Genomic DNA, 13712 nt, shown 5'->3' on the forward strand with positions numbered 1-13712 from the left:
GCTTTTATAAATCTAGAATGGTAAACATAAATTCGGAATTAAACCTGAATCGATTTCCTCCACCATTATCGTTGTCACCGACAATGACCTCAAAACCAGCTGGTGTTTGATTGTTATATGATATTCCAGGGTCATCATTTCCAGCACCGCCTCTTCCTGGTTGTGTTAATTGTATTATATAGTTTGCGTCAGATACCAACCCTGGCGGTAGATTAACTCGATAACGACCATTTCCACCTAATTTGGTTACAGTTACACCTGAAGTTGCCCTCACTACAGCACCGTTTGATGCAATTTTTCCAAATGCCTTGATTGGACTTTCATAGTAAGCACCGCCATTAGCGCCAACAGAGATACTGTTATCCGTTTCTGCTCCAACCACATTGGCAGTTTGGTCTGTTGAGTTTTCATCGGTATAGGTTATTACTCCTGTACCATTATTTTGTGATAAACTGGTTACTGTTTCATCGACGGAACCTCCGCCATCACTTAAGGTAATTGTAATACCCGACTTACTTAATGTTTGTACTGGCCCAGCTGGTCCTGGCGGTCCTTGTGGACCTTGGTCCCCAATAGGTCCCTGGGGTCCTACTGATCCCTGGTTCCCATCCGGTCCTTGATTTCCTATTGGCCCCTGTGGTCCCTGATTACCATCTGGACCTTGAAGTCCGACTGGACCTTGCAATCCTACTGGCCCCTGCGGTCCCTGGTTCCCATCCGGTCCTTGGTTTCCGTCAGGACCTTGATTTCCTATTGGCCCTTGTGGCCCCTGGTTCCCATCTGGCCCCTGGTTCCCATCGGGTCCCTGGTTTCCATCTGGACCTTGATTTCCTATTGGTCCCTGTGGTCCTTGGTTCCCATCGGGTCCCTGGTTCCCATCCGGTCCTTGCAGTCCTACTGGTCCTTGCAGTCCTACTGGCCCTTGGTTCCCATCGGGTCCTTGGTTCCCATCTGGCCCCTGGTTTCCATCGGGTCCTTGAAGTCCTACTGGTCCTTGGTTCCCATCGGGTCCCTGGTTCCCATCTGGACCTTGATTTCCTATTGGCCCTTGTGGCCCCTGGTTCCCATCTGGCCCCTGGTTTCCATCGGGTCCTTGAAGTCCTACTGGTCCTTGGTTCCCATCGGGTCCCTGGTTCCCGTCAGGTCCCTGGTTCCCATCCGGTCCTTGCAGTCCTACTGGTCCTTGATTACCATCGGGTCCCTGGTTCCCATCTGGACCTTGATTTCCTATTGGCCCTTGTGGCCCCTGGTTCCCATCTGGCCCCTGGTTCCCATCGGGTCCTTGAAGTCCTACTGGTCCTTGGTTCCCATCGGGTCCCTGGTTACCGTCAGGTCCCTGGTTCCCATCCGGTCCTTGCAGTCCTACTGGTCCTTGATTACCATCGGGTCCCTGGTTCCCATCTGGACCTTGAAGTCCTATAGGTCCTTGTGGCCCCTGGTTCCCATCTGGCCCCTGGTTCCCATCGGGTCCTTGAAGTCCTACTGGTCCTTGGTTCCCATCTGGCCCCTGGTTTCCATCGGGTCCTTGAAGTCCTACTGGACCTTGGTTCCCATCGGGTCCCTGGTTTCCATCAGGTCCTTGAAGTCCTACTGGTCCTTGGTTCCCATCGGGTCCCTGGTTCCCATCCGGTCCTTGCAGTCCTACTGGACCTTGATTTCCATCGGGTCCCTGGTTCCCATCCGGTCCTTGAAGTCCTACTGGTCCCTGGTTTCCGTCGGGTCCTTGGTTTCCATCAGGTCCCTGGTTCCCATCCGGTCCTTGATTTCCGTCAGGTCCTTGGTTCCCATCCGGTCCTTGCAGTCCTACTGGTCCCTGGTTTCCGTCAGGTCCTTGGTTCCCATCCGGTCCTTGAAGTCCTACTGGCCCTTGGTTTCCATCGGGCCCTTGATTTCCTATTGGTCCTTGTGGTCCTTGGTTACCGTCAGGTCCCTGGTTCCCATCCGGTCCTTGAAGTCCTACTGGTCCCTGGTTTCCGTCAGGTCCTTGGTTTCCATCAGGTCCTTGATTTCCTATTGGTCCCTGTGGTCCTTGGTTCCCATCCGGTCCTTGAAGTCCTATTGGTCCCTGTGGACCTTGGTTCCCATCCGGTCCCTGGTTCCCATCCGGTCCCTGGTTCCCATCCGGTCCTTGCAGTCCATCTGGACCTTGATTTCCATCAGGTCCCTGGTTCCCATCCGGTCCTTGATTTCCTATTGGTCCCTGTGGTCCCTGATTACCATCTGGACCTTGAAGTCCGACTGGACCTTGCAATCCTACTGGCCCCTGCGGTCCCTGGTTCCCATCCGGTCCTTGGTTTCCGTCAGGTCCTTGGTTCCCATCGGGTCCTTGATTTCCATCCGGTCCTTGAAGTCCTACTGGTCCCTGGTTCCCATCCGGTCCTTGGTTTCCGTCAGGTCCTTGGTTCCCATCGGGTCCTTGGTTCCCATCGGGTCCTTGATTTCCATCCGGTCCTTGAAGTCCTACTGGTCCCTGGTTTCCATCGGGTCCCTGGTTTCCATCTGGACCTTGATTTCCTATTGGTCCCTGTGGTCCTTGGTTACCGTCAGGTCCCTGGTTTCCATCAGGTCCTTGGTTTCCATCTGGACCTTGGTTTCCATCTGGACCTTGCAGTCCTGCTGGTCCCTGGTTTCCGTCAGGTCCTTGGTTCCCATCGGGTCCTTGATTTCCGACAGGACCTTGGTTCCCATCGGGTCCCTGGTTTCCGTCAGGTCCTTGGTTTCCATCTGGACCTTGGTTTCCGTCAGGTCCTTGCAGTCCCACTGGACCTTGGTTCCCATCCGGTCCTTGCAGTCCTACTGGTCCTTGGTTTCCTATTGGTCCTTGGTTCCCATCCGGTCCTTGCAGTCCTACTGGACCTTGGTTCCCATCGGGTCCTTGGTTCCCATCCGGTCCTTGAAGTCCTACTGGTCCTTGTGGTCCCTGGTTCCCATCCGGTCCTTGATTTCCTATTGGTCCCTGTGGCCCTTGGTTACCGTCAGGTCCCTGGTTTCCATCAGGTCCTTGGTTTCCATCTGGACCTTGCAGTCCTGCTGGTCCCTGGTTTCCGTCAGGTCCTTGGTTCCCATCGGGTCCTTGATTTCCGACAGGGCCTTGGTTCCCATCCGGTCCTTGCAGTCCCACTGGACCTTGGTTCCCATCCGGTCCTTGCAGTCCTACTGGACCTTGATTTCCATCAGGTCCTTGGTTTCCATCTGGTCCTTGGTTCCCATCCGGTCCTTGAAGTCCTACTGGTCCCTGGTTTCCATCGGGTCCCTGGTTTCCATCTGGACCTTGGTTTCCGTCAGGTCCCTGGTTCCCATCCGGTCCTTGCAGTCCTACTGGACCTTGATTTCCATCAGGTCCTTGGTTCCCATCCGGTCCTTGAAGTCCTACTGGTCCCTGGTTCCCATCCGGTCCTTGAAGTCCTACTGGTCCCTGGTTTCCATCGGGTCCCTGGTTTCCATCTGGACCTTGGTTTCCGTCAGGTCCCTGGTTCCCATCCGGTCCTTGATTTCCTACTGGTCCCTGTGGACCTTGGTTTCCGTCAGGTCCTTGCAGTCCCACTGGACCTTGGTTCCCATCCGGTCCTTGCAGTCCTACTGGACCTTGATTTCCATCAGGTCCTTGGTTCCCATCCGGTCCTTGAAGTCCTACTGGTCCCTGGTTCCCATCGGGTCCCTGGTTCCCATCGGGTCCCTGGTTTCCTATTGGCCCTTGTGGCCCCTGGTTCCCATCGGGACCTTGGTTCCCATCGGGTCCCTGGTTCCCATCCGGTCCTTGAAGTCCTACTGGTCCTTGTGGTCCCTGGTTCCCATCCGGTCCTTGATTTCCTATTGGTCCCTGTGGCCCTTGATTTCCTATTGGTCCCTGTGGACCTTGGTTTCCATCCGGTCCTTGCAGTCCCACTGGACCTTGGTTCCCATCCGGTCCTTGCAGTCCTACTGGACCTTGATTTCCATCAGGTCCTTGGTTCCCATCCGGTCCTTGAAGTCCTACTGGTCCCTGGTTCCCATCGGGTCCCTGGTTCCCATCGGGTCCCTGGTTTCCTATTGGCCCTTGTGGCCCCTGGTTCCCATCGGGTCCTTGGTTCCCATCGGGTCCCTGGTTCCCATCCGGTCCTTGAAGTCCTACTGGTCCTTGAAGTCCTACTGGTCCTTGGTTCCCATCCGGTCCTTGATTTCCTATTGGTCCCTGGTTCCCATCGGGTCCTTGGTTTCCGTCAGGTCCCTGGTTCCCATCCGGTCCTTGAAGTCCTACTGGTCCCTGATTTCCGTCAGGTCCTTGGTTCCCATCCGGTCCTTGCAGTCCTACTGGTCCCTGGTTTCCGTCAGGTCCTTGGTTCCCATCCGGTCCTTGAAGTCCTACTGGCCCTTGGTTCCCATCGGGCCCTTGATTTCCTATTGGTCCCTGTGGACCTTGATTACCGTCAGGTCCCTGGTTCCCATCCGGTCCTTGAAGTCCTACTGGACCTTGATTTCCATCAGGTCCTTGGTTCCCATCGGGTCCTTGGTTCCCATCCGGTCCTTGAAGTCCTATTGGTCCCTGTGGCCCTTGGTTCCCATCCGGTCCTTGATTTCCTATTGGTCCCTGTGGCCCTTGGTTCCCATCCGGTCCCTGGTTCCCATCCGGTCCTTGAAGTCCTACTGGTCCTTGTGGTCCCTGGTTCCCATCTGGCCCTTGATTTCCTATTGGTCCCTGTGGCCCTTGGTTTCCATCCGGTCCTTGCAGTCCATCTGGACCTTGGTTACCATCGGGTCCCTGGTTACCGTCAGGTCCCTGGTTTCCATCGGGTCCCTGGTTTCCATCTGGACCTTGCAGTCCTGCTGGTCCCTGGTTTCCGTCAGGTCCTTGGTTCCCATCGGGTCCTTGATTTCCGACAGGGCCTTGGTTCCCATCGGGTCCCTGGTTTCCGTCAGGTCCTTGGTTTCCATCTGGACCTTGCAGTCCTATTGGTCCTTGGTTCCCATCGGGTCCTTGGTTCCCATCCGGTCCTTGCAGTCCCACTGGACCTTGATTCCCATCCGGTCCTTGCAGTCCTACTGGACCTTGATTTCCATCCGGTCCTTGCAGTCCCACTGGACCTTGGTTCCCATCCGGTCCTTGAAGTCCTACTGGTCCCTGGTTTCCATCGGGTCCCTGGTTTCCATCTGGACCTTGGTTCCCATCCGGTCCTTGATTTCCTACTGGTCCCTGTGGACCTTGGTTTCCGTCAGGTCCTTGCAGTCCCACTGGACCTTGGTTCCCATCCGGTCCTTGCAGTCCATCTGGACCTTGGTTCCCATCGGGTCCCTGGTTACCGTCAGGTCCTTGGTTCCCATCCGGTCCTTGAAGTCCTACTGGCCCTTGGTTCCCATCCGGTCCTTGATTTCCTATTGGTCCCTGTGGTCCTTGGTTCCCATCCGGTCCTTGCAGTCCTACTGGTCCCTGGTTTCCGTCAGGTCCTTGGTTCCCATCCGGTCCTTGAAGTCCTACTGGCCCTTGGTTCCCATCGGGCCCTTGATTTCCTATTGGTCCCTGTGGACCTTGATTACCGTCAGGTCCCTGGTTCCCATCCGGTCCTTGAAGTCCTACTGGACCTTGATTTCCATCAGGTCCTTGGTTCCCATCGGGTCCTTGGTTCCCATCCGGTCCTTGAAGTCCTATTGGTCCCTGTGGCCCTTGGTTCCCATCCGGTCCTTGATTTCCTATTGGTCCCTGTGGCCCTTGGTTCCCATCCGGTCCCTGGTTCCCATCCGGTCCTTGAAGTCCTACTGGTCCTTGTGGTCCCTGGTTCCCATCTGGCCCTTGATTTCCTATTGGTCCCTGTGGCCCTTGGTTTCCATCCGGTCCTTGCAGTCCATCTGGACCTTGGTTACCATCGGGTCCCTGGTTACCGTCAGGTCCCTGGTTTCCATCGGGTCCCTGGTTTCCATCTGGACCTTGCAGTCCTGCTGGTCCCTGGTTTCCGTCAGGTCCTTGGTTCCCATCGGGTCCTTGATTTCCGACAGGGCCTTGGTTCCCATCGGGTCCCTGGTTTCCGTCAGGTCCTTGGTTTCCATCTGGACCTTGCAGTCCTATTGGTCCTTGGTTCCCATCGGGTCCTTGGTTCCCATCCGGTCCTTGCAGTCCCACTGGACCTTGATTCCCATCCGGTCCTTGCAGTCCTACTGGACCTTGATTTCCATCAGGTCCTTGGTTTCCATCAGGTCCCTGGTTTCCGTCTGGACCTTGATTTCCTATTGGTCCTTGGTTCCCATCGGGTCCTTGGTTTCCGTCAGGTCCCTGGTTCCCATCTGGTCCTTGGTTCCCATCGGGTCCCTGGTTTCCATCTGGACCTTGATTTCCTATTGGTCCCTGTGGTCCTTGGTTCCCATCCGGTCCTTGCAGTCCGACTGGACCTTGCAATCCTACCGGTCCTTGCGGTCCCTGGTTTCCGTCAGGTCCCTGGTTTCCGTCAGGACCTTGATTTCCTATTGGTCCCTGTGGTCCTTGGTTCCCATCAGGTCCCTGGTTCCCATCGGGTCCTTGATTTCCTATTGGTCCCTGTGGACCTTGGTTTCCGTCAGGTCCTTGGTTCCCATCCGGTCCTTGAAGTCCTACTGGTCCCTGATTTCCGTCAGGTCCCTGGTTCCCATCGGGTCCTTGAAGTCCTACTGGCCCTTGGTTTCCGTCAGGTCCCTGGTTTCCATCGGGTCCCTGGTTTCCGTCAGGTCCTTGGTTTCCGTCAGGTCCTTGGTTCCCATCGGGTCCTTGGTTTCCGTCAGGTCCTTGATTTCCTATTGGTCCCTGTGGTCCTTGGTTCCCATCGGGTCCTTGAAGTCCGACTGGACCTTGCAATCCTACCGGTCCTTGTGGTCCTTGGTTCCCGTCCGGTCCTTGGTTTCCATCTGGTCCTTGGTTCCCATCGGGACCTTGATTTCCTACTGGACCTTGGTTCCCATCAGGTCCTTGGTTTCCATCAGGTCCTTGCAGTCCCACTGGCCCTTGATTTCCTATTGGTCCCTGTGGACCTTGGTTCCCATCCGGTCCTTGAAGTCCTACTGGTCCCTGTGGTCCTTGGTTCCCATCGGGTCCCTGGTTCCCATCCGGTCCTTGCAGTCCTACTGGACCTTGGTTCCCGTCAGGTCCTTGATTTCCTACTGGTCCCTGTGGCCCTTGGTTCCCATCGGGTCCTTGGTTCCCATCCGGTCCTTGAAGTCCTACTGGTCCCTGGTTCCCATCCGGTCCTTGGTTTCCGTCAGGACCTTGATTTCCTATTGGTCCCTGTGGTCCTTGGTTCCCATCAGGTCCCTGGTTCCCATCGGGTCCCTGGTTACCGTCAGGTCCCTGGTTTCCATCGGGTCCCTGGTTTCCATCTGGACCTTGCAGTCCTGCTGGTCCCTGGTTTCCGTCAGGTCCTTGGTTCCCATCGGGTCCTTGATTTCCGACAGGGCCTTGGTTCCCATCGGGTCCCTGGTTTCCGTCAGGTCCTTGGTTTCCATCTGGACCTTGCAGTCCTATTGGTCCTTGGTTCCCATCGGGTCCTTGGTTCCCATCCGGTCCTTGCAGTCCCACTGGACCTTGATTCCCATCCGGTCCTTGCAGTCCTACTGGACCTTGATTTCCATCAGGTCCTTGGTTTCCATCAGGTCCCTGGTTTCCGTCTGGACCTTGATTTCCTATTGGTCCTTGGTTCCCATCGGGTCCTTGGTTTCCGTCAGGTCCCTGGTTCCCATCTGGTCCTTGGTTCCCATCGGGTCCCTGGTTTCCATCTGGACCTTGATTTCCTATTGGTCCCTGTGGTCCTTGGTTCCCATCCGGTCCTTGCAGTCCGACTGGACCTTGCAATCCTACCGGTCCTTGCGGTCCCTGGTTTCCGTCAGGTCCCTGGTTTCCGTCAGGACCTTGATTTCCTATTGGTCCCTGTGGTCCTTGGTTCCCATCAGGTCCCTGGTTCCCATCGGGTCCTTGATTTCCTATTGGTCCCTGTGGACCTTGGTTTCCGTCAGGTCCTTGGTTCCCATCCGGTCCTTGAAGTCCTACTGGTCCCTGATTTCCGTCAGGTCCCTGGTTCCCATCGGGTCCTTGAAGTCCTACTGGCCCTTGGTTTCCGTCAGGTCCCTGGTTTCCATCGGGTCCCTGGTTTCCGTCAGGTCCTTGGTTTCCGTCAGGTCCTTGGTTCCCATCGGGTCCTTGGTTTCCGTCAGGTCCTTGATTTCCTATTGGTCCCTGTGGTCCTTGGTTCCCATCGGGTCCTTGAAGTCCGACTGGACCTTGCAATCCTACCGGTCCTTGTGGTCCTTGGTTCCCGTCCGGTCCTTGGTTTCCATCTGGTCCTTGGTTCCCATCGGGACCTTGATTTCCTACTGGACCTTGGTTCCCATCAGGTCCTTGGTTTCCATCAGGTCCTTGCAGTCCCACTGGCCCTTGATTTCCTATTGGTCCCTGTGGACCTTGGTTCCCATCCGGTCCTTGAAGTCCTACTGGTCCCTGTGGTCCTTGGTTCCCATCGGGTCCCTGGTTCCCATCCGGTCCTTGCAGTCCTACTGGACCTTGGTTCCCGTCAGGTCCTTGATTTCCTACTGGTCCCTGTGGCCCTTGGTTCCCATCGGGTCCTTGGTTCCCATCCGGTCCTTGAAGTCCTACTGGTCCCTGGTTCCCATCCGGTCCTTGGTTTCCGTCAGGACCTTGATTTCCTATTGGTCCCTGTGGTCCTTGGTTCCCATCAGGTCCCTGGTTCCCATCGGGTCCCTGGTTTCCATCAGGTCCTTGGTTTCCATCTGGTCCTTGGTTCCCGTCGGGTCCTTGGTTCCCGTTAGGTCCCTGTGGCCCTTGGTTCCCGTCAGGTCCTTGATTTCCATCAGGTCCTTGGTTTCCATCTGGTCCTTGGTTTCCGTCAGGCCCTTGATTTCCTATTGGTCCCTGTGGTCCTTGGTTCCCATCCGGTCCTTGAAGTCCTACTGGTCCCTGGTTTCCATCAGGTCCTTGGTTTCCATCTGGTCCTTGGTTTCCATCTGGTCCCTGGTTCCCATCCGGTCCTTGCAGTCCTACTGGACCTTGGTTCCCGTCAGGTCCTTGATTTCCTATTGGTCCCTGTGGCCCTTGGTTTCCATCGGGTCCTTGAAGTCCTACTGGTCCCTGGTTCCCATCGGGTCCTTGGTTTCCGTCAGGCCCTTGATTTCCTATTGGTCCCTGTGGTCCTTGGTTCCCATCAGGTCCCTGGTTCCCATCGGGTCCTTGATTTCCTATTGGTCCCTGTGGTCCTTGGTTCCCATCGGGTCCCTGGTTTCCATCGGGCCCTTGGTTTCCATCCGGTCCTTGAAGTCCGACAGGCCCTTGATTTCCTATTGGTCCCTGTGGTCCTTGATTCCCGTCCGGTCCTTGGTTCCCATCGGGTCCTTGATTTCCGACAGGACCTTGGTTCCCATCGGGTCCCTGGTTTCCGTCAGGTCCTTGAAGTCCTACTGGTCCCTGGTTTCCATCAGGCCCTTGGTTCCCATCGGGTCCTTGGTTTCCTATTGGTCCCTGTGGACCAACTGGACCTGTTAAATCTGGGGATGTAAATATTGTTATACCATTGTTCAGCACCGAAAAGGTGCCATTGCTGTTATCAACAAATGTTAGATTGGAGTTATTTGATCCATCACATAGGTTTATCCATTGGCCTCCGTTAAAATAATGTACACATGAAGTGTCGGTATTGTAAACAACTGCACCATTTAATGGAGTGATGTTCTGCATCTGGGCCGACGTTAATCTGGTAAGCACTAATGCCTTGTTGGAACTTTCAAGTTCCAATATTGAGGTGGGGTCAATCGAATTCGGATTTGTACCGACTTTGACTTGAGAAAGTGTTAAAAGGGGGCTAAGTGCTACAAAAAGATAAAGAAGTGACTTTAATTTCATCATACCTAGTTTGGATAACTTGTTAAAATTACCAGCGAGGTTGATGAAGTGCTAGTTTATGTTGTGTAGCTGCTTTATAATGTTGCAAACTACACTTAAGAGTCACTAAGGTATTATATTTTAGTTAATTAAGGGAAATGAATTGAAAAGAAATTCCTACAAAACTACCTGTCAAGAAACAAAAATCCTTGATATTGAAGTTCCAAATCATTCAATGTTACGAGATAATAATAGACTCCTTCAGGAAGTCCAATATCCTGGTTTAAAATGAAATTTCCAGTATTGGATTCGCCTCCAAATTCGTCTGTATAATTGATTTTTTCATAGACTTTTTGTCCAAATCGATTGAACAGTCGCAAACTATTGTTTGGAGAGTCTGACATACCATCAATAATCAGAAAATCATTAACTCCATCTCCATTTGGACTTAGGAAATAATTTCCCAAAGTTGGATTGTTAACGGCGAATGTATCCGTAGGTAGAGGAATCGTACCAAACGTAATCGCTTCAAATTCACTTGGAACAAAGGTTTCGGAAGTAACAAATCCTTGGGATATATCACCACTTACCGCACTATTACCAATAATAACCCACTGATTTGCAGATTTACTCCACCCCACAACAATAATGGCATCGCTGGTTGTATTAGGAATAGATCCCAAATCACTCCTTGGATTCCAACTGATGGTCACCCTGGCAGGAATATCGCTTTGGATTATCCAAAATTCCTTATCCGTGACGGTACCAATATCCCTTACTTTTTCATTTGTGTCGAAACTTTCTAGAATAGACGATGGATTGGAGGGATTTTCAAAAAAATAAGCACAAAAGGCAGTTGGTGTTATCGCTTCCGAATCCAATAATAGGGGTCGTAATTGACTCTGGTCTCCTACCGGAAATGAGAAAAAGTCGCGATTGGTCATTGCGGCAAAACCAGAAACTTTGGAAGCATCATTTTCTCCAGTGAAAAAACCGGAATCCATAAAATTCAGATTTATGGCCCGGTTATTTTGCGGCGTAAGCACACTGCCATCAATAAAATTGGTGTTGTTGAGTACATTCACGGAAGTCTGTAAAAAGATGTTGCTTTGCACCATGAACTCAGCATCATTAAAGGTAGGAGGGATGTTTCCAAGCACTTGTACCACATTATTGCCATAAAAGCCAACCAAACCCTGGTTTTGGTCAAAAGCAGAATCGTTTATTAAATCTGTATGAAAACCAATATTGCCATTGGTATGTATACGGATGTTACCATTGTTGTATAGTCCGGTTTGGGCTTGAACCAATCCGGTTATAAAGAAAAAGGATATGTATAAACTTTTATTCATATTAAGGGGCAACTACTAAATATTGCCAGTTAGCATTTATTGCCGTTGGGACACCTCCAATGAATTCATAAATTTGAACTGAAAAAGTTGTTGCTCCTTGGCCAGTTAACTGTATCATAATTGGATTTCCAGGAGTGTTTTCTTCTACAGATAATTGAATAATTGAAGTTGCACTAATCAAAGGATTGTTAATGGTATATGCACCTAAAACTCCTGTTCCTGAAGCAACTTGACCTTTTTGGACAACCTGTTGGGCTAAAACCCAATCTGTTCCATTCCACTGCATCAATTGTCCAGCTGTTGTACCATTAGCTAATTTGGGAAGCGTGACGGCGTCATTCGCAATTACTGTTGCGCTAGTGGGCCCAGTGACATCTCCAACGAGATTATCAACGGAGAATGTTGTTCCCGTCAGACTGAGTCCGGTCCCTGCGGCGTATGTTGTGTCACCGTCACCGTCCGCAATGTCGGCGGGAATGCTGGTGATGTTTGTCCAGTCCGGTGCTATGGCGGCATTGTCAACGGAGAATGTTGTTCCCGTCAGGCTCAGTCCGGTCCCTGCGGTGTATGTTGTGTCACCGTCACCGTCCGCAATGTCGGCGGGAATGCTGGTGATGTTTGCCCAGTCCGGTGCTATGGCGGCATTGTCAACGGAGAATGTTGTTCCCGTCAGGCTCAGTCCGGTCCCTGCGGCGTATGTTGTGTCACCGTCACCGTCCGCAATGTCGGCGGGAATGCTGGTGATGTTTGTCCAGTCCGGTGCTATGGCGGCATTGTCAACGGAGAATGTTGTTCCCGTCAGGCTCAGTCCGGTCCCTGCGGTGTATGTTGTGTCACCGTCACCGTCCGCAATGTCGGCGGGAATGCTGGTGATGTTTGTCCAGTCCGGTGCTATGGCGGCATTGTCAACGGAGAATGTTGTTCCCGTCAGGCTCAGTCCGGTCCCTGCGGTGTATGTTGTGTCACCGTCACCGTCCGCAATGTCGGCGGGAATGCTGGTGATGTTTGCCCAGTCCGGTGCTATGGCGGCATTGTCAACGGAGAATGTTGTTCCCGTCAGGCTCAGTCCGGTCCCTGCGGCGTATGTTGTATCGTCGTCACCATCAGCTAATCCTAGAGGAACATTGATTAAGTTTGTGAAATCCCCATCATAAAAGGCACCACCATCTACTCCGCTGCTGATAATTAAATTTCCTGCATCACCACTGACAATAGTGGGTGAGGCGGCTATAATCTCTGCATCAACATATGCCTTTGTGGCTGCATCCTGTGGATCTGTTGGATCAACAACATTGGTTAGTTTGTTTGTACCAAGACTTACATCCGCTGCTGCCGCACCAAACCCGCTAAGTGGGATATTGACTTTGTCTAGTTTTGCATTGGTAACCCCATTATCCATAATCTGTACACCATTGGTCCCGTCTACTTCAATAGTTGTTCCATCAACATTGACTTCAAGATTCATGGCTACAAGCGCCGCATTGGGCTGTGTGCCAGAAATTGAACCATTGGTAGATGTTACATCTTCTCCCAAACTTGTTGCAAGATCTGATGCGTTTTGCCATTCGGCGTTTCCGAGAGCATCCGTCCCTAAAATTCTATTTGCTTCCGCAACTCCCGCAGTTCCAATCTTGTCTGTATTAATGGCATCATCGGCAATATCTGCCCTTGTTATTTGTCCATCTTGAACCTTATCACTTGTAATTGCATCCGCCGCCAATTTAATGTTGGTTACGGCCAAATTGGCTATGTCATCTGTATTAACATTTCCATCCTGAATTTTATCCGAAGTGACGGCATCTGCAGCCAATTCATCATTGTTTATTCCCCCGTCGCTAACATCTAGTGTAAACGGGTCGACATCCGTTCCCGCTCCTGAACGAACCAACGATCCTCCTGAAGTAGCATCCAATACTTCATTTCCAATTTCGCCATCAACTTCAGTAACGACCAAACCAGTTTCATCTACAAGAATCCATTCGTTACCATTCCATTGTAAAACTTCCCCCGTATTTTCTCCATCAGCAAGTTTATCGAATGTAATGGTTGCATCTTGCAACAATCCTCCAGTTACCGAACTTGGTTGAATATGAACATCCCCATTTATAGAAGTCGGAACAATATTATCTCCCGTGATTAGATTGACCTCAAAATTGTAATTGTCGTCCGTTTGTGTAACTACTACCGTGCTGTCCCTAGCAAATTGATTGAAAACAGCATTTGTACTTACCGTAAAGGAGTTGTCCAAGGCTTCACAAATATTGATCCAGTCCGTGCCATCGTAATAATGAATACATCCTTGGTCCGTATTATAGACCAGAGCTCCAGGCAATGGAGAAATGGTATTCATTTGAGCATCGCTTACCCGGGTAATTACGAGTACTCTCGACGAACTTTCCAGCTCGAGTACTGATGAGGGGTCTAAAGCTTGTGGATTATCACCAATTTTTATCTGTCCCTTTAGGGAGCTGATCATAAGTAGGCCAATGATCAAATGTATAATTCGCGTTTTCACAGTGTTTGTTATTTGAGGATTT

The 13712-nt window shown here is 52.1% G+C and carries 3 protein-coding genes; all 3 read right to left on the minus strand.

Annotated features, from left to right (window positions below; genetic code table 11):
* Positions 1–4: 4 nt before the first annotated feature.
* Positions 5–9847, minus strand: coding sequence for a hypothetical protein (locus tag ACOKFG_RS07620; protein WP_422862131.1), 9843 nt, complete (start codon positions 9845–9847; stop codon positions 5–7).
* A 161-nt stretch (positions 9848–10008) separates the two neighbouring features.
* Positions 10009–11175 carry a gliding motility-associated C-terminal domain-containing protein gene (locus tag ACOKFG_RS07625; protein WP_299488837.1) on the minus strand — a complete coding sequence of 389 codons (1167 nt, stop codon included), beginning with the start codon at positions 11173–11175 and terminating at the stop codon, positions 10009–10011.
* Between the two features lies 1 nt (position 11176).
* A complete protein-coding gene (locus ACOKFG_RS07630; protein ID WP_422862132.1) occupies positions 11177–13690 on the minus strand; it encodes a beta strand repeat-containing protein in 2514 nt (837 codons plus the stop codon).
* Positions 13691–13712: the final 22 nt, after the last annotated feature.

The organism is Flagellimonas rhodophyticola, from assembly GCF_049332665.1.
Lineage (GTDB): Bacteria > Bacteroidota > Bacteroidia > Flavobacteriales > Flavobacteriaceae > Flagellimonas.